The 21452-nt window shown below is 60.3% G+C and carries 20 protein-coding genes and 1 pseudogene; 6 read left to right on the top strand and 15 right to left on the bottom strand.

Translation table 11 applies throughout. From position 1 onward, the window contains the following. Nucleotides 1–114: 114 nt before the first annotated feature. A complete protein-coding gene (locus tag J3P81_RS21510) occupies nt 115–1560 on the bottom strand; it encodes a SulP family inorganic anion transporter (RefSeq protein WP_420765636.1) in 1446 nt (481 codons plus the stop codon). Between the two features lie 272 nt (nt 1561–1832). On the opposite strand from J3P81_RS21510, the gene J3P81_RS21505 reads away from it, so the two are divergent. The 6 genes from J3P81_RS21505 (at nt 1833) to J3P81_RS21480 (ending at nt 6765) form a co-directional block, all read left to right on the top strand. Continuing rightward, complete coding sequence (locus J3P81_RS21505; protein ID WP_420765634.1) at nt 1833–3182, top strand: gluconate:H+ symporter; 1350 nt, start codon at nt 1833–1835, stop codon at nt 3180–3182. A 21-nt stretch (nt 3183–3203) separates the two neighbouring features. Further along, the gene (locus J3P81_RS21500; protein WP_434560797.1) at nt 3204–4064 is read left to right on the top strand and encodes a MurR/RpiR family transcriptional regulator; all 861 of its coding nucleotides are present in this window, start codon (nt 3204–3206) and stop codon (nt 4062–4064) included. Nucleotide 4065: 1 nt separating this feature from the next. Then, the gene (locus J3P81_RS21495) at nt 4066–5532 is read left to right on the top strand and encodes an N-acyl-D-amino-acid deacylase family protein (RefSeq protein ID WP_434560795.1); all 1467 of its coding nucleotides are present in this window, start codon (nt 4066–4068) and stop codon (nt 5530–5532) included. 131 nt (nt 5533–5663) lie between these two features. Further along, nucleotides 5664–6032, top strand: a complete 369-nt coding sequence (locus tag J3P81_RS21490) for a glyoxalase superfamily protein (protein ID WP_434560793.1) — start codon at nt 5664–5666, stop codon at nt 6030–6032. A gap of 71 nt (nt 6033–6103) precedes the next feature. After that, the gene (locus tag J3P81_RS21485) at nt 6104–6349 is read left to right on the top strand and encodes a FitA-like ribbon-helix-helix domain-containing protein (protein ID WP_434560791.1); all 246 of its coding nucleotides are present in this window, start codon (nt 6104–6106) and stop codon (nt 6347–6349) included. Beyond that, nucleotides 6346–6765 (top strand): type II toxin-antitoxin system VapC family toxin, encoded by a 420-nt coding sequence (locus tag J3P81_RS21480; protein WP_434560789.1) that lies wholly within the window; start codon nt 6346–6348, stop codon nt 6763–6765. Before J3P81_RS21485 ends, J3P81_RS21480 begins: the two co-directional genes overlap by 4 nt. A 53-nt stretch (nt 6766–6818) precedes the next feature. Here the strand turns inward: J3P81_RS21480 and J3P81_RS21475 are convergent, their stop codons facing one another. From J3P81_RS21475 to phnD, 14 genes and pseudogenes are all read right to left on the bottom strand, one after another. Continuing rightward, entirely contained in the window at nt 6819–7523 is a 705-nt protein-coding gene (locus J3P81_RS21475) for a methyl-accepting chemotaxis protein (protein WP_420765661.1), read from the bottom strand. A gap of 201 nt (nt 7524–7724) precedes the next feature. Beyond that, a pseudogene (locus J3P81_RS21470) lies at nt 7725–8603 on the bottom strand (methyl-accepting chemotaxis protein); the annotation flags it as partial. Nucleotides 8604–9076: 473 nt separating this feature from the next. Further along, nucleotides 9077–9817 (bottom strand): SDR family oxidoreductase, encoded by a 741-nt coding sequence (locus J3P81_RS21465; RefSeq protein ID WP_434560787.1) that lies wholly within the window; start codon nt 9815–9817, stop codon nt 9077–9079. Further along, nucleotides 9814–10971, bottom strand: a complete 1158-nt coding sequence (locus tag J3P81_RS21460) for an alkene reductase (RefSeq protein WP_434560785.1) — start codon at nt 10969–10971, stop codon at nt 9814–9816. The genes J3P81_RS21465 and J3P81_RS21460 overlap by 4 nt, the downstream gene beginning before the upstream one ends. Before the next feature lie 35 nt (nt 10972–11006). After that, entirely contained in the window at nt 11007–12476 is a 1470-nt protein-coding gene (locus J3P81_RS21455) for an NAD-dependent succinate-semialdehyde dehydrogenase (protein WP_434560783.1), read from the bottom strand. A gap of 93 nt (nt 12477–12569) precedes the next feature. After that, nucleotides 12570–13253: a type 1 glutamine amidotransferase domain-containing protein gene (locus J3P81_RS21450; protein WP_420765626.1), complete on the bottom strand. Its 684-nt coding sequence runs from the start codon at nt 13251–13253 to the stop codon at nt 12570–12572. 317 nt (nt 13254–13570) lie between these two features. After that, nucleotides 13571–14173 carry a TetR/AcrR family transcriptional regulator gene (locus J3P81_RS21445; RefSeq protein ID WP_434560781.1) on the bottom strand — a complete coding sequence of 201 codons (603 nt, stop codon included), beginning with the start codon at nt 14171–14173 and terminating at the stop codon, nt 13571–13573. Nucleotides 14174–14364: 191 nt separating this feature from the next. Next, a complete protein-coding gene (gene phnX, locus J3P81_RS21440; RefSeq protein WP_434560780.1) occupies nt 14365–15192 on the bottom strand; it encodes a phosphonoacetaldehyde hydrolase in 828 nt (275 codons plus the stop codon). Nucleotides 15193–15270: 78 nt separating this feature from the next. Beyond that, on the bottom strand, nt 15271–16143 hold the full coding sequence (locus J3P81_RS21435; protein ID WP_420765623.1) for a LysR substrate-binding domain-containing protein: 873 nt from the start codon (nt 16141–16143) through the stop codon (nt 15271–15273). Between the two features lie 41 nt (nt 16144–16184). Continuing rightward, nucleotides 16185–17480, bottom strand: a complete 1296-nt coding sequence (locus J3P81_RS21430) for an MFS transporter (RefSeq protein ID WP_434560779.1) — start codon at nt 17478–17480, stop codon at nt 16185–16187. A 114-nt stretch (nt 17481–17594) separates the two neighbouring features. Further along, nucleotides 17595–18686, bottom strand: a complete 1092-nt coding sequence (gene psrA / locus J3P81_RS21425) for an iron-containing alcohol dehydrogenase PsrA (RefSeq protein WP_420765621.1) — start codon at nt 18684–18686, stop codon at nt 17595–17597. Between the two features lie 204 nt (nt 18687–18890). Then, nucleotides 18891–19709, bottom strand: a complete 819-nt coding sequence (phnE, locus tag J3P81_RS21420) for a phosphonate ABC transporter, permease protein PhnE (protein ID WP_434560777.1) — start codon at nt 19707–19709, stop codon at nt 18891–18893. 1 nt (nt 19710) lies between these two features. Then, nucleotides 19711–20508, bottom strand: a complete 798-nt coding sequence (gene phnC / locus J3P81_RS21415) for a phosphonate ABC transporter ATP-binding protein (protein ID WP_434560775.1) — start codon at nt 20506–20508, stop codon at nt 19711–19713. After that, nucleotides 20505–21371: a phosphonate ABC transporter substrate-binding protein gene (gene phnD / locus J3P81_RS21410; RefSeq protein ID WP_434560773.1), complete on the bottom strand. Its 867-nt coding sequence runs from the start codon at nt 21369–21371 to the stop codon at nt 20505–20507. Before phnD ends, phnC begins: the two co-directional genes overlap by 4 nt. Nucleotides 21372–21452: the final 81 nt, after the last annotated feature.

Genomic DNA, 21452 nt, shown 5'->3' with positions numbered 1-21452 from the left:
AACCTGTGGGAGCGAGCTTGCTCGCGATGGCCCCGGGTCAGTCAGCATTGATATGGCTGGCCCAACGCTGTCGCGAGCAAGCTCGCTCCCACAAATTTTGTGCCGGGGGTCCTGTCAATCGTGGTGCACATCCGCGCGCTTGAGCATCTGCTTGCAACGCTCGGACAGATGAAACACCCGCAGGTGCTTGCCGGCCTTGCTGTAGCGCTCGCGCAGGGTCATCAGCGCGGCGATGGCCGAGTAGTCGACGAAGCTCAGGTGACGACAGTCAAGGGTAACGAGATCAGGGTCGTTGGCCGGGTCGAACTGGTTGAGAAACGGCGTCGTCGAGGCGAAGAACAAGGTGCCGTGCACGCGATAGAGCTTGCTGCCGTCCGCTTCCAGTTGCGCGTCGGCATACAGCTCCCGGGCTTGTTGCCAGGCGAAGTTGAGCGCCGCGATGATAATCCCGCAGAGCACGGCGACGGCCAGGTCGGTGAATACCGTGATGACGGTCACCGCGATGATCACCAGCACATCGTTCGCCGGTACCTTGTTGACCACTCGCAACGAGGCCCAGGCGAATGTCTGCTGCGACACCACGAACATCACGCCCACCAGCGCCGCCAGCGGAATGCGCTCGATCAGCGGCGACAGGAACAACACGAACAGCAACACCATCACCCCGGCCACGACGCCCGATATCCGCCCGCGCCCGCCCGAGCTGAGGTTGATCATCGTCTGGCCGATCATGGCGCAACCGCCCATGCCGCCGAACAACCCGGAGGCCATGTTGGCCGCGCCCAGCGCCACGCATTCACGGTCAGGATAACCGCGGCTCTCGGTGATTTCGTCGGTCAGGTTCAGGGTCAGCAGGGTTTCCAACAAGCCTACCATCGCCATGATGACGGCGTAGGGCGCGACGATCAGCAGGGTTTCGAGATTCCAGGGAATGTCCGGCAGGGCGAAAACCGGCAAGCCGCCTGCAATGTGCGCCATGTCGCCCAGCGTCCGGGTAGGCAAGCCAAGCAGATAGACCGCCAGGCCAACGCCGAGGATCGCCACCAGGGCCGGCGGCACGCTGCGGGTCAGGCGCGGCAGCAGGTAGACGATGGCCATCGTCAGCGCCACCAGGCCGACCATCAGGTAGAGCGGGGGGCCACTGAGCCAGGCGCCGTCGCGCTTGAAATGCTCCAGTTGCGCCAAAGCGATGACAATTGCCAGGCCATTGACGAACCCCAGCATCACCGGATGCGGCACCATGCGCACCAGCTTGCCCAGTCGCAGCAGCCCAAACGCCATCATGATCAAACCGCCCAGCAGCACGGTCGCCAACAGGTATTGCACGCCGTGCTGTACCACCAGCGCGACGATCACCACCGCCATCGACCCCGCCGCGCCCGACACCATCCCGGGCCGACCACCGAACAACGCGGTCAGCGTGCAAATGATGAACGCGCCGTACAGCCCCATCAGTGGGTTGAGGTGGGCCACCAGGGCGAAGGCGATGCATTCGGGGAGCAAGGCGAAAGAAGTCGTGAGGCCGGCGAGGGCGTCGGCGCGAAGGCGTGCTGGTTTCATGGTTTACCTGACTGGGCGCCGGTGGACGGTCGGCTGCCGGGGAAGCGGTGTGAAGACAGGTGCGGATGGTACGGAATTGAGTGCAGGGCGGCCAGTCGTCTGTGGGCGATGAAAATCTTGCGCTGAATTTTCATCGTCGCCCTGTCGCGATGTCCATCAGCGACATTTTTTGTCTGTGCGCGAAAATTATTTTCAGTGGGTTTGAAGATTTCCCGTCGAAATGATTTATGACTTTCACAACACATCGACGTGACCCCATCGAGGAGTAACGCATGGCACCTGCTTTCGGTTATTGGCTATTGGTCTACGCGGCCATTGCCATCATTGCATTGATCGTCCTGATTGCGCGCTACCGGCTCAATCCGTTCATCGTGATTACTCTGGTTTCCATCGGCCTGGCGTTGCTGGCCGGGATGCCGCCCTCGGGTGTGGTGGGGGCGTACGAGGCGGGTGTCGGCAAGACGCTGGGGCACATCGCGCTGGTGGTGGCCCTTGGCACGATGCTCGGCAAGATGATGGCCGAGTCCGGCGGCGCGGAGCGGATGGCGCAGACGTTGATCGAACGATTCGGCGAGCGCAATGCCCATTGGGCAATGGTCTGCATCGCATTCCTGGTCGGTTTGCCGCTGTTTTTCGAAGTCGGTTTTGTGCTGTTGGTGCCTATCGCCTTTACCATCGCCCGACGCGTGGGCGTGTCGATTTTGATGGTGGGGCTACCCATGGTCGCCGGGCTTTCGGTGGTCCATGCGCTGGTGCCGCCGCACCCGGCGGCGATGCTGGCGGTGCAGGCGTTCCAGGCGTCGGTGGGGCAGACCTTGCTGTACGCGATCCTGGTCGGCATTCCCACTGCGATCATCGCCGGACCTCTGTACGCCAAGTTCATCGTACCGCGCATCCAACTGCCCGCTGAAAACCCGCTGGAGCGCCAATTTCTCGATCGGGAGCCACGGGCCAATCTGCCTGGCTTCGGCATAACGCTGGGGACGATTCTGTTGCCGGTGATCCTGATGCTGATTGGCGGCTGGGCCAACCTGATCTCCACGCCGGGGAGCGGTTTCAATCAGTTCCTGTTGTTTATCGGCAACTCGGTGATCGCCCTGCTGCTGGCGACCATCCTCAGCTTTTGGACCCTCGGCCTCGCCCAAGGCTTCAGCCGCGAATCGATCCTCAGGTTCACCAACGAATGCCTGGCGCCGACGGCCAGCATCACCTTGCTGGTGGGGGCGGGCGGTGGTTTGAACAGGATTTTGGTGGATGCCGGGGTCACTCAGCAAATCGTCGGCCTGGCCCAGGAGTTTCAATTGTCGCCTCTGGTGATGGGGTGGCTGTTCGCCGCATTGATGCGTGTTGCAACGGGGTCGGCCACGGTGGCGATGACGACGGCGTCGGGCATTGTCGCGCCCGTGGCGATTGGCCTGGGTTATCCCCATCCCGAGTTACTGGTGCTGGCGACCGGAGCTGGGTCGGTTATCTTTTCCCACGTCAATGACGGCGGCTTCTGGCTGATCAAGGAATACTTCAATATGACCGTCACGCAAACGTTCAAGACCTGGACCGTGCTCGAGACATTGATATCCCTGGTCGCGTTCGCCTTGACCCTTGGGCTTGCCCGCGTGCTCTGACCGCCATTGCAAGGAACCGTCATGGACATCCTCTACCAGATCCGCTCCCGTCAGGATTCTTTCAGCGCCGGCGAAGGAAGAATCGCCCGGCTGATGCTCGACGACGTAGGATTTGCCGCCTCCGCCAGCCTGGAAGAGTTGGCCCAGCGCGCGGAGGTCAGCAGCGCCACGCTGTCGCGCTTTGCCCGTACCGTCGGTTGCCGCGATCTGCGAGACCTGCGCCTGCAGCTGGCCCAGGCCAGTGGCGTCGGCAGTCGCTTCCTCGACCCCGCCGGCGCGCCCGAGCAATCGGCGTTTTATGGACAGATCGTTGGGGACATCGAAACGACGTTGCGTCAGCACTTGGCAGCGTTCGAAGAGCCGCAGTTCGGCGATGCGGTACGGATGATCGGCAAGGCACGAATGGTCCATGCGTTCGGCCTCGGTGGCTGGTCGGCGCTGTGTGGCGAAGAATTACAGGTGCGCCTGGTGCGTTTCGGCTACTCGATCGCCGCCTGCCGCGACCCGGTGATGATGCGCATCACGGCCACTTCGCTGAGCGATCAACACTTGGTCATTGCCTGTTCACTGACTGGTATCACGCCAGAGTTGTTGAGCGCGGTTGAACTGGCCCGCAGCTACGGTGCTCCGATCCTGGCCATCACCCGTGCCGACTCGCCACTGGCCCGCCTGGCCGACGTGGTGCTGCCGCTGCAAGGCGCCGAAACCTCGTTCATCTACAAACCCACGGCGGCGCGCTACGGCATGCTGCTGGCCATCGATGTGCTCGCCACTGAACTGGCGCTGGCTCATCCGCAAGACAATCAAGAGCGCCTGCGGCGGGTCAAGCTTGCCCTGGACGATTACCGTGGCGGCGACGATCGCCTGCCGCTGGGAGACTGACATGCTGTACGACACACTCATCCGCAACGCCTTGGTGATCGATGGTCACGACAAGCCTGGCTATAACGCCGACGTGGCGATTCGCGCGGGTCGCATCGAGCGCATCGGCGATCTGGGCGACACCCGGGCGGTTGACGAAATCGACGCCGCTGGCCGCGTGCTGGCGCCAGGATTCATCGACGTGCACACCCACGACGACACGGTGGTTATCCGCCAACCGCAAATGCTGCCCAAGCTCAGCCAGGGCGTGACCACGGTGATCGTCGGCAACTGCGGCATCAGCGCGTCGCCGGTTCGCCTTCAGGGCGATCCGCCGGACCCGATGAACCTGCTCGGCACCGCCCAGGCGTTTGCCTACCCACGCTTCGCTGATTATCGTTCGGCGGTGGAGGCGGCGACACCAGCGGTCAACGTAGCCGCCTTGGTCGGGCACACGGCGCTGCGCAGCAATCATCTGGACGACTTGTTGCGCACCGCCAGCGCAGGAGAAATCGCCGCCATGCGTCAGCAACTGCGTGAAAGCCTGGAGGACGGTGCGCTGGGCCTGTCCACCGGCCTGGCCTATGCCAACGCGTTCTGCGCATCCACTGACGAGGTCATGCAATTGACCGAAGAGTTGGCAGCGTTCGGCGCGGTCTACACCACCCATCTGCGCAGCGAATTCGAGCCGGTGCTGGAAGCCATGGACGAGGCGTTCCAGATCGGTCGTCATGCCCAGAGCCCGGTCATTATTTCCCACCTCAAATGTGCCGGCGCCGGTAACTGGGGACGTAGTCCACAGGTGCTCGCGGCGTTGGAAAACGCGGCGAAAACCCACCCAGTTGGTTGTGACTGCTATCCCTATGCGGCGAGCTCTTCGACACTGGACCTCAAACAGGTGACCGATGCCCATCGCATCACCATCACCTGGTCGACACCGCATCCGCCCATGGGCGGTCGAGACCTGGCAGACATCGCCGCCGAATGGGACGTGTCGCTCCTGGAAGCGGCGAGTCGCCTACAGCCGGCAGGTGCGGTGTATTACGGCATGGATGAAAGCGATGTGAGACGAATCCTCGCGCACCCTTTGTCCATGGTCGGCTCTGATGGCCTGCCCGAAGACCCCTTTCCGCACCCACGGCTGTGGGGCGCTTTCCCTCGAGTCTTGGGACATTTCAGTCGAGACATCGGGCTTTTTCCGCTGCATACCGCCGTCCACAAGATGACAGGGCTTTCAGCCGCGCGCTTCGGCCTGAAGGAGCGGGGCGAAATACGTGAAGGACATTGGGCGGACCTGGTGTTGTTCAATCCACAGACCATCCGCGACGTCGCGGACTTCAACGAACCGCAACGGGCGGCGGAAGGCATTGACGGCGTGTGGGTCAACGGCGTCCTGAGTTATTGCAAAGGGCAAGCGAATGGCAAAAGAGAAGGACGTTTCCTGGCGCGTGAAGGCGACCTGCGCCACGGATTTCACTGCTCCCGATAGCATTCAAAGGCAAGCAGTTGCATTAATTGACGCCACAATAATGGCACTACGACACTAAAGAAGCCCAATCACAGGCCGAAGCATTGGAGTCAACCCATCTAAACTGGGTCTTTTCAGCCAGGGAGCAACCCATGAGCTTCGGTAAAACCACTCCGATCCTGCGGATCTTCGATGAAACCAAGGCGTTGGCGTTCTATGTCGACTTCCTGGGCTTTACCGTCGACTGGCAACACCGCTTCGGTGACGACTTTCCGTTGTACCTGCAAGTCTCCCGTGGTGACTGCGTGCTGCACCTGTCCGAGCACCATGGCGATTGCACGCCGGGCTCGGCGTTGCGAATCGAGACTGATGAACTGGAAGTCTTCCAGCAGCAATTGATCGCCAAGCAATATCGCTACGCCCATCCACAGATCCAGGCCATGCCGTGGGGTAGCCAGGACATGACCGTGATGGATCCGTTTGGGAATCGGTTGGTCTTTACGAACGCGATCAGTGTGTAACGGCGGCTGGACAATTCGACGACTCGTCGACTAATCTTGCAGTCAATGATTTCATTGATTGCGGTGGCGTTATGGCTAGTATCACGATTCGAAATCTAGATGATCAAATAAAAGAGCAACTGCGTATCGCTGCGGCTCACAATGGTCATTCAATGGAGGAAGAGGCTCGTCTTATCCTGGGGCGCGCACTGGCCACGGTTAATTCTGCGGGAGGATTGGGAAGTCGTATTCGAAACAGGTTCCGGGCCCTGGGGGGCGTTGAGCTTGACCTACCGTCCCGTGACGAAAAAGCAAAGGCGTTGGATTTCTCTGAATGATAATCCTCGATACCAATGTGATTTCCGAATTCATGCGCGTTGAGCCGGATACAAAAGTTCTGACTTGGGTCGATTCACAGCCAGCGATGGATCTGGTCATCTGCGCTATCACGGTAGCGGAAATTCTTCATGGTATAGCCAGGCTGCCCTTCGGCAAGCGAAAGCAGAAGCTCGAATCCCATGCGATGGCAATTTTTGAAGAGGATTTTGCAGGCAGAATTTTATCTTTTGATGCCCATGCGGCTGTTGAGTACGCAACGCTTGTTGCGTCGTGTGAGGCCAAGGGTAAGGCGGCGGGTATGGCCGATGCGCAAATTGCGGCTATTTGCCGGTCTCACGGCGCGCCGATTGCCACACGCAACATAAGAGACTTCGAGTTTCCGGGGATTGAGGTGATCAACCCCTGGAACGCTTGAGCTGCATCGGTAGGCAAGACGCCCGTTTCCATTGGAAGCGGGCGTTTGCGTAATCAAACCCTGAAATGACTGACCATCTGCTGCAACTGACCGCCCAACCGCGCCAGTTCAACACTGGACGCTGCGGTCTCTTCGCTGGCGGCGGCGGTTTGTTCGGAGACATCGCGCACGTTGATGATGCTGCGGCTGATCTCTTCGGCCACGGCGCTCTGTTGCTCGGCGGCGGCCGCGATCTGCTGGTTCATCGACTGGATGTTCGACACCGTGCGGGTGATGTTCTCCAGTGACACGCCGGCCTTGCGGGTCAGTGCCACGCTGCTGTCGGTGAGGTTGCGGCTGTTGTTCATCACGGCGGCCACTTGCTGGGTGCCGTTCTGCAGGCCGGCCACCAGGCCTTCGATTTCCTCGGTGGATTTCTGCGTGCGTTGGGCCAGGCCACGGACTTCGTCGGCGACGACTGCGAAGCCACGACCGGCTTCACCGGCGCGGGCCGCTTCGATGGCGGCGTTGAGCGCCAGCAAGTTGGTCTGCTCGGCGACGGCCTTGATGACGTCCATCACCGCGCCGATCTTGTCGCTTTCCTGCTGCAGAACGGTCATCGCATCGGTAGAGCGCACCACTTCACTGGCCAGGCGTTCGATCTGAGCGATGGCTTCGTTGACCACCTGGTCGCCATCACGGGCTTCGCCGTCGGCGGCGGCCGCGGCTTGGGACGCTTCTTCGGCGTTGCGGGCGACTTCCTGGACCGTGGCGGTCATCTCATGCATGGCGGTCGCGACCTGGTCGGTCTCGACTTTCTGGCTGTTGACCCCGGCGCTGGTCTGCTCGGTGACGGCCGACAGCTCTTCGGCGGCGCTGGCGATCTGCGTCACGCCATCGCGGATGCCGCTGATGAGGTCGCGCAAGGTCACGCCCATGCGGGCGATGCCTTGTTGCAAGACGCCGAGTTCATCGCGACGGGTAACGATAACGTTCTGCGACAGGTCGCCGCCGGCGATGCGCTCTACCACGGCGAGCGTTTCACGCAGCGGGCGAGTGATCTGGCGAGTGATGACCACGGCGGCAATGACGCCCACCAATAGGGCCAGCAAGGTGCTGACCAGTTGCAGCGTGCGGGCTTGGGCGCTTTCGTCGTCGCGACGGTCGAGTTGGATCTGGTACAGCTGCTCGCTCAGGGAGACGATGGCCGCGCCTTGGTCAGTCATTTCCTTGCGTGCCTGTACAACATCGGCCGTGGCCAATTTGAAAGCCTGTACGGCGCTGCGGTATTGGACCAGGGTCGACTCAAGCTGGCGCAGCTCACCTTGGCGGGTACTGGCGAAGTATTCATCGAGCGGCTTGAGCGACGCGATGGCGGCATCCAGTTGGGCGAAGGCCTTGCGTTCGGTATCGGCGTTGGGGTTGGCGGTATAGCCGCGCACTTCATAACGAGCCAGCATGAACGCCTGCTTGGTCTGGGTAATGGCCTGGAACTGCTCAAAGCGTTCATCGCTGAGGGCCATCTGCTTGACGTCCGAATCGATTGCTTCGATCAGCTTGTAGGCCGTCTCGGCGTTTGCGCCCATGACCTCACGGGCGGTGTTGCCGGTACGGTAGGCGCTGCGCATTTTGTTCAGCGACACTTGATAGGCGTTGATGGTCGCATTCTGCTCTTTGAGCAGTTTGACGTTTGCAGGGCTTTTGAAACTGTTGAGCAGCGCGTTCTGCTGCGCCAGGAAACCATCAAGGGTGGTCTGTACATTTTGCGCGGCGGTCTCGTCGCCGTTGGTCAGCATGTATTGCAGGCGCGTGACGCGCAGCTTGGTCAGGCCAGCGTTGAGCTGGGTGATATCGCTCATCCAGTTGCTGCGGTCAATCAAGCCACCCAGGCTGGTCCAACTGGTCAGGGCCAGGAGACAAGTCAGTACCAGCACCAGGCCGAAGCCCAGGCCCAGTTTCATGTTGACGCTAATGTTGCCAAACCAGCTATTCATCAAATTCCTCCAGGAACGTTGCGCTGCTTGATCGTCGGTTGGCTGGAAGATTGTTGTTGTTAAGAGCCAGCAAAAACGTTTAACGGAGCTGTATCGGCGGCTGGTCCTGAATCTGAAAGTTTTTTTGTCGGGATGAGGAATGACAGGCAAAAAAAAGCCCGCGGGAGAGCGGGCTAAAACCTTAGTTTCTTGAATGAGCGAGGGGACTGTAACGGATCACATGAAGACCCGGGGTGAAGAAAAATTCATTCGATGCGGCTACGTATGTCCCGAGTGCCGGTGGACGATCCGCACCTGAAGTCTTCTACCGTCAAGTCCCCTTTTGTCTTTCCCTGTTGTCAAAATTCCTGTTGAGTCGGACGGAGCACGATTTCGTTGATGTCCACATCGTTCGGCTGCTCGATCGCGAAAGCGATGGCACGAGCCACCGAGGCAGCCGGGATTGCTTTCTTGTAGAAGTCCAGCACGGTGTCTTTGGCTGTGCCGAAGGTGCTGTGCTTGAGGTCGCTGTCCACCGCGCCGGGTGCGATGGACGTCACGCGAACCTTGTCGCCTACTTCCTGGCGCAAGCCTTCGGAAATGGCGCTGACGGCGAACTTCGTTCCCGAGTACACCGTTCCACCGGGTGCAAAGACTTTCACTCCAGCCACGGAGCTCAGGTTGATGATGTGTCCGCTTTCCTGCGCGAGGAAACGTGGCAGCGCCGCTGCGATACCGTAGAGCGTGCCCTTGAGGTTGACGTCGATCATGGCGTCCCATTCATCGGTGTTGACCTCTGCCATGGGGCGAATCGGCATCAGTCCGGCGTTGTTGATCAGCACGTCGAGCTTGCCGAAGTCGGTCACGACCGCGGCGACCACGGCCTCGACCTGGCGTTTGTCGGTGACGTCGAGGGTGTAGGCTTTGGCCGCGCCACCCTGGCGAGCGATCCCGGCCACCACGGCCTCCAGTTTGTCAGTCCGCCGTGCGGCCACTGCCACCTTGGCGCCGCGTGCGGCCAGCAGGCGAGCGACTTCGGCGCCGATGCCGGTGCTGCCGCCGGTGATCAGGACGACTTTGCCTTCGATTCCTTCGTTCATGCCAATACCTCTTCTTTTACGTCAGATGTGGAGGGGCTGTACCGCGGGTAGTCGGTGAACCCTTGCTCGTTGCCGCCATACAGCCCAGCGGCGTTCAGAGTGTTCAGCGGCCAGCCATTGGCGATGCGCTCAGGCAAGTCGGGGTTGGCAATGAAGGGACGACCGAACGCAACCAGGTCGGCCAGGCCCGCTTCGACCAGGCGTGCCGCGCGATCCGCGGTGTACAAACCGGCATAGATGATGCGACCGCTGAACGTGCGTCTGACCTCGCGACGAAACGCGTCGGGCAGGTCCGGCGCATTCGGCCAGTCGGCTTCGGCGATCGAGAGGTAGCCTACGCCTGCTTGCTCAAGCACCTTGATGGCCTCGATGTAGGTCTGGTGCGGGTCTTCTTCGACAAAGCCGATGTACACCCGGTCTTCGTCGGTGCTGGTGAACAGCGGCGTGAAGCGCACCCCGACGCGTTCGGGCCCGACCACGGCGCTGACGGCTTGCACCACTTCGCGCAAGAAGCGCAGGCGGTTGTGCAGCGAGCCGCCGTATTCATCGGTGCGCTGGTTAGCATGGGTCGAGATGAACTGATTGACCAGATAGCCATTGGCCGAGTGGATTTCAATGCCATCGAAGCCGGCGCTCAGGGCATTGCGTGCGGCCTGGGCATAGAGTTCGACAAGCGTCTTGATCTCGGCGACGCTCAATTCCCGAGGCATGGACGGCTCCACCAGAGTACCGGTGCCAGGGCCGGTTTCGATGAAGGCCTTGGCCTTTTGCGCCTGGATCGGCGACGGCGCGATGGGGGCGGCGTTGTTGGGCTGCAGTGCGTTGTGGGACACCCGGCCAACGTGCCAAAGCTGGGCGAAAATCACCCCGCCCTTGGCATGCACGGCGTCGGTCACGGTGCGCCAGCCATCGATCTGCGCCTGGCTGTAGATGCCTGGCGTCCAGGCATAACCTTTGCCCCGAGGCTCGATCTGGGTGCCTTCGCTGACGATCAGGCCGGCGCTGGCCCGTTGTTGGTAGTAGCGAGCCATCAGGGCCGTGGGAATGTCGCCGGGCTGTCCGCTGCGTTGGCGGGTGAGTGGCGGCATGACGATGCGGTTCTTCAGCGTGATGGAGCCCAACGAGGTGGGCTCGAACAACGAGCGATGTTCCATGATTCGATTCCTTGTCGCGTCAATGTCGGGTTGGCTTACAAACCACCGAGGCTGAGGTATTTGAGGTTGAGGTATTCATCCAGGCCGTGAGTCGAGCCCTCGCGGCCGATACCGCTATCCTTGACCCCGCCGAAGGGCGCTTCGACGGTGGTGATGACCCCGGCGTTGATGCCGATCATGCCGCTCTGCAAGGCGCGGGAGACGCGGAAGGTGCGCGCCAGGTCGCGGGTGAAGAAGTACGCGGCCAGGCCGAACTCGGAGGCGTTGGCGGCGTCGATGCCTTCTTGTTCGGTGCTGAAGCGGAACAGCGCGGCCACGGGGCCGAAGGTCTCTTCCTGGGCGATGAGCATGTCGGCTGTGGCGTCAGCGATCACGGTGGGCTCATAAAACGTCGCGCCGAGCGCATGGCGTTTGCCACCCAGCAATACGCGACCGCCTTTGGCTTGGGCGTCTCGCACGTGCGCATCGACCTTGCTGACGGCGGCCTGGTTGATCAGCGGGCCTTGCTCGACGCCCTCATCGAAGCCGTTGCCGATTTTCAGCTGCCGGACCCGTGCCGTCAGGCGCTTAGCGAACTCGTCATAGATACCGTCCTGGACATAGAAGCGGTTGGTGCATACGCAGGTCTGGCCACTGTTGCGAAATTTTCCGGCGATGGCATTTTCGACGGCTAGGTCGAGGTCGGCGTCGTCGAAAATGATGGTCGGTGCGTTGCCGCCCAACTCCATCGACAATTTCTTCATGCTGTCGGCGGATTGCTTGTACAGCAACTTGCCGACGCGGGTGGAACCGGTGAAGGTGATCTTGCGCACCAACGGGTTGGCGGACAGTTCGCCGCCCACCGCGGCACCGTCGCCTGTGACGACATTGACCACACCGGCGGGGATGCCCGCTTGCTGCGCCAACACACCATAGAGCAGGCCGGAGAACGGCGTGAATTCGGATGGTTTGATGACGATGGTGCAGCCGGCCGCCAGCGCCGGAGCGACTTTGCGCGAGAGCATGGAGAAGGGGAAGTTCCACGGCGAGATCGCTCCCACCACGCCGACGGGCTCGCGGGTGACCAGGATCTGCCGGTCTTTCCAAGGCGAGGGAATGATCTCGCCATTGATGCGCCGCGCCTCTTCGGCAAACCACTGAATGTAGTCGGCGCCCAGTTTCATTTCGTTGCGCGCTTCGGCCAGCGGCTTGCCTTGTTCGAGCGTCAGCATGCTGGCGAGGATGTCGAGGTTGTCGCGTACCAACTGCGCCATGCGATTGAGCAGAATGGCGCGCTCTGCCGCGGTGGTCAGTGACCAGGATGCGAACGCTGCCTGTGCGGCGTCGATGGCGCGGCGTGTTTCAACAGCGCCGCTCCAAGGGATCTGGCCGATCTGGCTCTCGGTGGCTGGGTCGTTTACCGCGAAGTGGCTGGCGTCATCCGCTGCCACCCACAGGCCGTCGATATAGTTGGCTTCTTTCAGCCAGCCAGCGTCTTTGATCTGCTGCAAGTTGAACGCAGTCATGGGTGTCTCCAGGAATGTGAGGGCTTTTGCCGATGGCGTCGGGGGATGTCGTAGAGTGCGGGAGACCTGCGGCGTCTCCCGCCCAAGGCTTGATCAGGCGTTGTTCAGCAGCTCTGTCAGGACCTTCGCGGCTTCGCTGGACGAGCCGGGGTTCTGGCCGGTGATCAGCAGGCCGTCGCGAACCACGTAGGAGGCCCAGTCCGGGCCTTTCGAGTACAGGCCGCCGTTGGCCTTGAGCATGTCCTCGACCAGGAAGGGCACGACGTGGGTCAGGCCGACTGCCTCTTCTTCGGAATTGGTGAAACCGGCAACTTGCTTGCCTTCGACCAAGGGTGTGCCGTCAGCCTTCTTTACATGGCGCAGGACGCCCGGGGCATGGCACACCAAGGCAGCGGGCTTGCCGGCGGCGATGAAGGACTCGATCAACTGGATCGAGACCGGGTCTTCTGCCAGATCCCACAGCGGGCCGTGGCCGCCTGGGTAGAAAACCGCATCGAAATCGGCAGGCGATACGCTGTCCAGGCGCACGGTGTTGGCGAGCAGCGCGGTGGCTACGGCATCGGTTTCGAAGCGGCGGGTCAGGTCAGTCTGGAAGGACGGCTCGTTGCTCTTCGGGTCGAGCGGCGGCTGGCCGCCCGCTGGGGACGCCAGGACGATCTCGGCGTTGGCGCCCAGGAAGGTGTAATAAGGCGCCGCCAGCTCTTCGAGCCAAAAACCGGTTTTGCGGCCGGTATCGCCAAGGGTGTCGTGTGAGGTCAGAACCATGAGAATTTTCATTTGTGCTTCCTTTTTTCAGTTGGGTCGTGAGGTCACGACAAATCGTAAAATTAGACCGGTCGTCTAGCATGTGGGCAGCGAACGATCATTGGTTGACTGGCTAAGGCTGTAGTTCTTTGTTCCCAGAGGTGAACGTGTTGCTACGGTATTTCAAATTAGACCGGTCGTCTAGTAACTTTTCGAAATTTTTTACGGGTGCTGTTCAGGGGCTGCAAGTGAGCGTAGGGAGAATCGTAGAAACGTCGGGGAAAAAGCGGCGAGGGATGACGCGAGCAGTGCAACGCCGTGACGGGCGCTACACCGCTCATGCCGGTGTATCAGGACAGGTTGAGAAGCTGGCGAGTCGTGGACATCGCCGTCTCGAAGGGTTGGACGCTCTTGGTGATCTTCACCATGACGCTAGCGCCGACCCAAAGTTGATAGAGGCTCTGCGCAACCTCGTGGGGAGTACCGCTGATGGACAATGAGCCCTCGGCCAAGCCGGACTCGATCCCACTCGCCAGGCGATCGATGATTCCTGACGTACCGCGGTTAAGCACTGCACGCATGGCCTCGGAAAGGTCAGCGACTTCCACGCCCAGCTTCACCGCCAGGCACTTGCCCTGGCAATCATGAAAGGACTGGGTGTCCTGCCAGATGCGGAAATAGTCCAGCAGACGCTGCGCCATCGTCAGGCCCGGCTGGGCGAGGGTCCGGTCGATATCGTCGAGATAAGTCTCGAAATAGTTCTCAAGCAGGGCCTCGCCAAACGCGTCCTTGGAGCCAAAGTAGTGATAGAACGAGCCCTTCGGCACACCGGCAGTCGCCAGGATCTCGTTCAGACCCACCGCGGTATAACCTTTGGCGGCCATGATTCTTTGGCCCACATCAAGGATGCCTTGGCGGACGTCGGATGTTTCGCGGATCTTTAGAGTATTCATGGGGGCGATGCTAATCGTTTCTAGTCGATCGGTCTACTAGTAGGAGATGAATGCCGCTGCTTCGTGGGTTATGAAATGGCAGGCACAAAAAAGACGCCTTTTGGGCGTCTTTTTTGTTGGGCTGCGCCAGGGTCGGCGCGCCTGATAAGGCAAGTGACGATGCCAGCTGCCCGATACCCGGAAACAGGAACTCAGGTGTTTTGAGGCATTTCGCCTCTCGACAGGCGTGCATTGATGTCATCGATCACTGCCGGCAACTCGGCGATGGTGTCGATCAAGTAGTGCGGGCGCGAACCCTCGAACATGCGACCGATGCGGTTGCGCTCCTGATCCAGCTTATCCCCAGGCATGCTCTTGTATTGCTCGTAGGTCATCCCTAGAGCATTGCCCGAGCAGGTCAGTGCGACCGTCCACATGCCGGCGCTGCGACCTTCCAAAATGCCTGGCCAGGTGTCATCGACTTTCACACAGGCCGCGACATCACTGATACCCAGTGCGATGACGTTGGCCAGGGACTGTGCCGGATAAGGGCGGCCATTGGGCACTTCATCGGTGGCCACGACGTGATCAGGTTCATAACCGTTGCGGCGAGCCAGCTCCACAACTTTCTCCATCACCACCGCCGGGTAGCCCGAGCAGGTGCCGATCTTCAAACCCTTATCACGCAACACCGTGATGGCCTCCAGCGCGCCCGGAATCAATGCCGAATGAAGGCCGATCTTGTCGATCTGCAGCGGCATGAAGCGCTCATAAATCGCCGTGACGTCCGCATCCGTAGGCGTACGGCCAAATTTTGCGCGGTAGCGCTCGGCAACCGCGGGCATGTCGCACAGGGTTCGGATGTGATCCCACTTGCCCATCCCCATCGGACCGCGTGCCTCTTCAAGGGACACCTCGACCCCGAACTCGCCGAACGCTTCGACAAAGATCTGCGTAGGCGCGAAGGAGCCAAAGTCAACGACGGTACCTGCCCAGTCGAGAATGGCCGCTTGCAGTTGTGTCGGTTGGTTGTAGTTCATGGTGCATCTCCAAATGACGAGTGAAAAAGTCCTGCCCCCCCATTGAATGGGCAGGCTGAGTGATGAAATCGATGGCATTCAGGTCGGTGGCGGTGTGCAGTTTTCGAACAGCTCGACAATCATTGGTCGGTTACGACGAATGCCCAGGCAGCACAGGTGATATTCGATGTGAAACGGATGATCGACAAAGGTGACCGGCCGGGTACCGGGTGTTTCCGCGTATTCCACCGCCGAGACGAAACCGATACCTATGCCCTGAGCGATGGCATGCACGATCGCTTCGCGGCTGTTGAGCTGCATGGCGCAGTCGAGCTCGATGCCGGCTCGATGACAGGCCTCTTCCACCAACTGCCGGGTGCGTGAAGCCTGCTCGCGCAAAACCACTCGCTCGCCGCGAATCTGTTCGATCCGAACCTGTTCCAGTCCTGCCCATGGATGATCCTCGCGGACCACGCCGACAATCGGGTAACGCCGATATAACTGTGTGTGCAGGCGATGATCGAACTCCGAGAGCGCCAGGATCGCCACATCGATGTCGAAGTTGTAAAGCCGATCCAGTGTTTCCCGTTCAGAGGAAAAAGAGGTTTCCAACTCCACATCCGGGTACTGCTGCATCAACGCATACGTCAGGCTCATGGCGATGGGCGGCGAAACTGCGCCGAGCCTCAACAAACCTGCCTTTCGTTGGCGGAAGCTCTGCAGCAATTGCACAGCTTCATCCTCCTGACCGAACAGGCCCTGGGTGATCGCATAGAGTTGGCGACCGGCAGCCGTCATCTCGATGGAACGCCCGCGACGATGGAAGAGCTCGACGGAGAACATGTTCTCCAACGCGCTCACCTGCTCGCTGACAGTCGGCTGTCCCACGCTCAGATACTCAGCAGCAAGCGTGAAGCTGCCATTGCGAGCGACTGCGTGAAAGGAGCGAAGCCATTTGTGGTACTGATACATGGCGATTACCGATTTCGTGAGTTCCGCTGGTTAAGCCTAGGTCAGCGCCGTACGAACAATGCGACCATTGCACTGCAGATACAGGCAGAAGCGACGACTACGAATATCAATGACGTGTTGCCCGTGCTGTCCAGCATGCTGCCGATCAATGGCTCAGCCAGGCCGGCGAACAGGTAAGAGGAGAAATTCATGATGCCGGTGGCGGTGCCTGCGCGCTTGGCGCCAACCAGATCGGGGCACAGCGCCCAGAAGCTGGAGGCGGGGCCGTAGACGAAAAAACCGCAGAGGAACAGGGCGATCAAGCCGACGGTGCTATGTGCCGGCAGGCTCCACATCCATAGGCTGGTGGCTGCGCCGAGGAACATGTACAACATGATGGCCAGGTAGCGCTTGGAGCCGAATAACTTGTCGGACACCCAACCGTTGCTGAGCGCACCTACCGCCATGCCAACCGGCAGCGCGACGGTGATCCATTTCGGATCGATCCAGCTGTCGCCGCTTTTCCAGTCGGCACCCAGGAAATGCACCGGCACCCAGACGATCAAGCCATACCGCGCCGCATTCTGAAACCCGAGAGAAACGGCGGCGATGATCAGACGCGTATTCTTCAGGACTGCTTTGTAGCGCTGAGCCGAGGTCTCGACTTCATCCGAGGCTTCTTGTCCCTTGTCATCGGCGTTTGCCACGCCGGTGTCGGTAAGCGGCTCGAACCCCATGTCCTGTGGGCGCTCCCGGGCGATGAAGTAAAACAGGATACCGCCGGCCAGCATGAGCAACACTGGCAGACGGAAAATCCAGCGCCATTCGAGCTCTAACACTTCCAGCACGACCACCGATGTGACATAGGACAGAATCGAGGCACAACCTGCCGCGAACACGTAGAACCCATATACCTTGCCGCGCTCCGACACTCCCCACCAATTGGACAGCAGACGGCTACCTGGCGCCCAGCCAAGCGCCTGAAAGTAGCCATTGACGCCCCACGGTAGGATGAGGCTGACGATGCCGCTGGCGAAGCTGGTCACCCAATTGGCGGCGCAGGAGAGGACAGCCCCCAGCGTCATGATGCGGCGCCCGCCGAACTTGTCCGCCAGGTTTCCATTGATAGCTTGGCCGATGGCGTAAGCCCACAGCATCGCCGCAGAAACCCAGCCCAGGGTCTCCTTGCTCAGGCCGAACTCAGCCTGCATGCCGGGAATTGCGAAGCCGAACGTTTGCCGACCGGTGTAGAAAAACAGGTAGCAGAACATCGCCGCCAGCAGCATTCGCCACTGAGCCAAGCGAAAGGATGGGGCTGCGGACACAGCGAGACCAGACAGAGCATGCTCACGATTCATCATGTTTTCCTTTTTGTTACGCCTTCAACCAGGTGGTCGAAGAGCGGCACTCTTATTCGGTGCAACAGGAAATAGGCGGCCTAATCAGTCGCCCTCGTTTGGGTAAGCGACGTATCAGGCAGCCCGCGAGCCGATGAAATTCTTGCCGCGGGCGCCCTGCATGGCAGAAAGGATCATCTCCTGCGCCTCGACCTCCGTCACCCCGTAGTCGGTGAACTCGGTCTTCACGTCCAGGTGATGGAGAAAGCTGCGCAAGCGCTCCTGGGCCTCGGCCAGGTCAGTTCCAAAGACACGCTGTAGCGTCTGGTCCCGAGCGGCGTCGCGGCCCCACGCCAGCCCCAGTACGTGTGGCAGCGTAAAGGAGCAGGCGATGCCGTGCGGCAAGCCATGACGCAGCGTCATCTCGTAGGAAATGGAATGGGCCAGCGCGGTCTTGGTGTTGGAAAATGCCAGGCCCGCTTTCAGGGCTGCCAACGCCATTCGCGAACGAAGCTCGCGGCTGGACAGGTCCTGGCGCAAGCGAGGCAGGCAGTCCAGGATGTCTTCGATGGCAGAGGTCGCAAAAGTGTCGGAGATCGGGTTGGCGTTGACGTTCCAGATCGACTCCAGCGCATGTGACAGGGCATCAAGGCCGGTGGATACCGTCACACCTGCCGGCACAGTGAGCATCAGGTCCGGGTCAATGATCGCCGCTTTGGGCCAGGTGCACTCCAGATGCAGCGAGTACTTCTTTTGCTGGCCTGAATCCCAGATCGTTGCCCATGGCGTCACTTCGCTGCCAGTACCGGCTGTTGTAGGTGCTGCAATGAGCGCCTTGCAGCGCGCCGGCGTGAAGGGCTTGCCACTGCCCAGCAAAGTCAGCAGTTCATCGAAACGCCCTGATGCCGTACCGACGATCAGAGCCTTGGCGGTATCGATCGCACTGCCCCCTCCCACCGCCAACACGGTTTCACAACCTCCGGCCTGCGCCCAGAAACGCTCGTAAGTGGCGCTCAACTGCGAGACATCCGGGTTGGGCTGCACATCTTCCACGATATGAATAAGACGCTCACCCAGCAGCGCCTGGATCTTATCGATCACGCCCAGGCCACGGGCTTCCGGGAAAGTCACCAAGGCGACCGTCTGGCCCTCGGTGAGTGCAGTGATCTGGCTCAAGCTACCGCCGCCAAAATAAGTGGCGACCGGATTATGGAAGTGGGCAGGCATGACGTTCCCCTTGTTATTTGAAGGTGCGGCCATGTTCGCTGGCGCATTACATGAGCTCAAATCGATTGATACGAGTTCTGCATCGGCCAGGCCGATACTGCCAGGCGTTGAATGGGTGTGCGTGACCACTGGGATACTCCGCTGGATCAAGTCGGGTAAAAGGGGCGTGATCGCCGGCTGAAACGCGGCGACGAGCGTGATGGGCTAGTGTCTGCCGCCCTGCTGAATCGAGGCTCGCAAGCGGTTCGAAACCATGTCGGCGGCGATTACCATCACCGTGATCACAATGATGCAGGTGGCAGTCTCCTGGTATTTGAACAGCTTGATGCTGCTCACCAGCTCGAATCCGAGACCACCAGCACCGACCATGCCCAGCACGGTCGCCGAGCGCAGGTTGACCTCGAAGCGATAGAGGATCACGGCGATCCAGGCTGTAATGACTTGCGGTATGACCCCGAACACAATCACCTGCAGCGGTCGCGCGCCCGTGGCTCGAAGTGCTTCCAGAGGGCCCTGATCAATCTCTTCGATGCTCTCGGCGAAAAACTTGCCGAGCATGCCAATGCCATGGACGGCAAGCGCCAGTACGCCGGGAAAGGGTCCCAAGCCCACAGCGGAGACAAAGACCAGCGCGAGGATCAGCTCGTTGATACTGCGAATGACGTTGAGCGCTTGTCGGGTTCCTTGATACAGCCAGCGGTTGCTTTGCAGATTACGTGCAGCGAGAAAGGCCAGCGGCACGGCGAAGAGGATACCCAGGAGCGTGCCCCAGATTGCGATCTGCAAGGTCTCCAGAGCCGGCGCTATCAACTTGGGCAAGATATCCAGGTTGGGTGGCACTGACCGAGACAGGAAATCGCCGATTTGCGGAAGGCCGGCCGCCAACTCCCCCCAACTGAGCTGAGCGCCATTGGCACTCCAGTGCAAAACGACCATCAATATCAATACCAGCGAGGCTGTTGAAGCCCAGCCGCGAAGGCTGTCCGGCGTTTTAACCATCCAGCGGTAATTTTCAGTGCGCATGTCAGCCTCCCAAGCTATTGCTGTAACGCAGCGGCGAGGAGCATTCAATGTCCGTCGCATTGTCATCCGCGCCTGTCGCTGGATAGATACGATTCAGCGTGGGTTGATCGAGACCGCTCGCGTCACCGTCATAAACGAGGCGACCATGGGCAAGGCCGATGATTCGGTCGCCAAACTCTCTTGCGAAATCGACTTGGTGCAGGTTGCACACCACGGTAATGCCGAGCTCGCGACTGGCATCACGCAGGTACTGCATGACCAGCCGCGCCGTCTTTGGATCAAGACTGGCAACGGGCTCGTCAGCGAGAATTACCTTGGGTTGCTGGGCGAGTGCGCGTGCGATCCCGACCCTTTGCATTTGCCCACCCGACAGCGAGTCAGTGCGCGCGTCAGCTTTGTGCAGCAGCTCTACTCGGCGCAGGCATTGTTGCGCTAATTCCACGTCGGCTCGACTGAACAGCTGGAGTACCGAGGCCAGTGTCGACAGCGATCCCAGGCGTCCAGTGAGTACGTTTTTCAACACCGAAAGGCGCGGTACCACATTGTGATGCTGGAAGATCATCGCCACCTGACGACGCAGGGCGCGCTCGTCACGTGACTGCATTGCGTCGACCCCAGCGATGTGAAGCTCGCCACCATCTGCCTGGGCCAGCCGATTCATGCAACGCAGCAGCGTGGATTTTCCAGCACCTGATTGCCCAAGCACGACGACGAACTCACCGGCTCCGATCTGCAGGTCGATGCCTCTGAGCACGGGGTTGTCCCCGTAGTGCTTGGTGAGTTGATGAACCCTGATCATTTCATTTTGCTCAGGTCGAGATCGAGTACCTTGGCGGTCTCTCGGACCACGTCGTACGCGCCGTCGCGGGTGGGTTGAAAACCGTTGAGCATGCCCTGATCGCCCCAGGGGATATCCTTGACCTCGGCCAGTGCAGCCGCCAGCTTCTGCTTCAGCGCCGGATCCAGATCCTTGCGCCACACCATCGGTGACTCGGGAATATCCGACGAGCTCCAGACGACGCGCAACTCGTCCGGCTTGACTTCACCCTGCGTCGTGGCGGTCGCCAGAATGCGGTCAGCCACAGCGGCAGCGTCCACCTTGCCGTTGGCCACGGCCAGGATGCTCGCATCGTGCGAGCCAGAAAAAATCACGCGGGAAAACAGCTTGTCCGGCTGATAACCAGCCTTCTCGATACCGGCTTTGGGAAAGAGGTGACCGGACGTCGAACTTGGATCGACGAAAGCGAACGTATGACCCTTCAAGTCGGCCAGCGACTTCAGGCCGCTGTCGGAGCGGGCCACGATCAGGCTGCGATAGGCACTTTTGCCGGTTTTTTTAGTGACTGCCACGGCGAACGCTTCCACGTCGGCCACCTGGCTGGCAAGCACGTAGGAAAATGGCCCAAGGTAAGCAACATCCAGCTTCTTGGAGCGCAACGCCTCGATGACACCGTTGTAGTCGGTGGCCACGAACGGCTTGACGGGCATGCCCAACTTCGCCTGCAACTGGTCGAGCACCTGTTGGCTGCTCTCGATCATCGATTGAGAATCTTCGGATGGAATCAGGCCGATCCTCAGCGCCGTCTCGGCAGATACTTCACTGCTGATCAGCAGCGGTAGGGACACACTGGCAGCGCAAAACAGCTTACGAAGAATTTTCATGGCATATCCGAGTCGTGGTTGGGTATGCCGCTTACCTTATTTTTGTAATGTGACCGTCATGCCATCGATTCAATATTGGTT

The organism is Pseudomonas sp. R1-6 (genome assembly GCF_051132115.1).
Classification (GTDB): Bacteria; Pseudomonadota; Gammaproteobacteria; order Pseudomonadales; family Pseudomonadaceae; genus Aquipseudomonas.
This window is presented reverse-complemented; position numbering and strand designations above follow the sequence as displayed.

Excerpts from the sequence above, each read along its gene's own strand:
- J3P81_RS21510 (WP_420765636.1), bottom strand. The coding sequence starts at position 1,560 with ATGAAACCAGCACGCCTTCGCGCCGACGCCCTCGCCGGCCTCACGACT.
- J3P81_RS21505 (WP_420765634.1), top strand. The coding sequence starts at position 1,833 with ATGGCACCTGCTTTCGGTTATTGGCTATTGGTCTACGCGGCCATTGCC.
- J3P81_RS21500 (WP_434560797.1), top strand. The coding sequence starts at position 3,204 with ATGGACATCCTCTACCAGATCCGCTCCCGTCAGGATTCTTTCAGCGCC.
- J3P81_RS21495 (WP_434560795.1), top strand. The coding sequence starts at position 4,066 with ATGCTGTACGACACACTCATCCGCAACGCCTTGGTGATCGATGGTCAC.
- J3P81_RS21490 (WP_434560793.1), top strand. The coding sequence starts at position 5,664 with ATGAGCTTCGGTAAAACCACTCCGATCCTGCGGATCTTCGATGAAACC.
- J3P81_RS21485 (WP_434560791.1), top strand. The coding sequence starts at position 6,104 with ATGGCTAGTATCACGATTCGAAATCTAGATGATCAAATAAAAGAGCAA.
- J3P81_RS21480 (WP_434560789.1), top strand. The coding sequence starts at position 6,346 with ATGATAATCCTCGATACCAATGTGATTTCCGAATTCATGCGCGTTGAG.
- J3P81_RS21475 (WP_420765661.1), bottom strand. The coding sequence starts at position 7,523 with ATGACCGCCACGGTCCAGGAAGTCGCCCGCAACGCCGAAGAAGCGTCC.
- J3P81_RS21465 (WP_434560787.1), bottom strand. The coding sequence starts at position 9,817 with ATGAACGAAGGAATCGAAGGCAAAGTCGTCCTGATCACCGGCGGCAGC.
- J3P81_RS21460 (WP_434560785.1), bottom strand. The coding sequence starts at position 10,971 with ATGGAACATCGCTCGTTGTTCGAGCCCACCTCGTTGGGCTCCATCACG.
- J3P81_RS21455 (WP_434560783.1), bottom strand. The coding sequence starts at position 12,476 with ATGACTGCGTTCAACTTGCAGCAGATCAAAGACGCTGGCTGGCTGAAA.
- J3P81_RS21450 (WP_420765626.1), bottom strand. The coding sequence starts at position 13,253 with ATGAAAATTCTCATGGTTCTGACCTCACACGACACCCTTGGCGATACC.
- J3P81_RS21445 (WP_434560781.1), bottom strand. The coding sequence starts at position 14,173 with ATGAATACTCTAAAGATCCGCGAAACATCCGACGTCCGCCAAGGCATC.
- phnX (WP_434560780.1), bottom strand. The coding sequence starts at position 15,192 with ATGAACTACAACCAACCGACACAACTGCAAGCGGCCATTCTCGACTGG.
- J3P81_RS21435 (WP_420765623.1), bottom strand. The coding sequence starts at position 16,143 with ATGTATCAGTACCACAAATGGCTTCGCTCCTTTCACGCAGTCGCTCGC.
- J3P81_RS21430 (WP_434560779.1), bottom strand. The coding sequence starts at position 17,480 with ATGAATCGTGAGCATGCTCTGTCTGGTCTCGCTGTGTCCGCAGCCCCA.
- psrA (WP_420765621.1), bottom strand. The coding sequence starts at position 18,686 with ATGCCTGCCCACTTCCATAATCCGGTCGCCACTTATTTTGGCGGCGGT.
- phnE (WP_434560777.1), bottom strand. The coding sequence starts at position 19,709 with ATGCGCACTGAAAATTACCGCTGGATGGTTAAAACGCCGGACAGCCTT.
- phnC (WP_434560775.1), bottom strand. The coding sequence starts at position 20,508 with ATGATCAGGGTTCATCAACTCACCAAGCACTACGGGGACAACCCCGTG.
- phnD (WP_434560773.1), bottom strand. The coding sequence starts at position 21,371 with ATGAAAATTCTTCGTAAGCTGTTTTGCGCTGCCAGTGTGTCCCTACCG.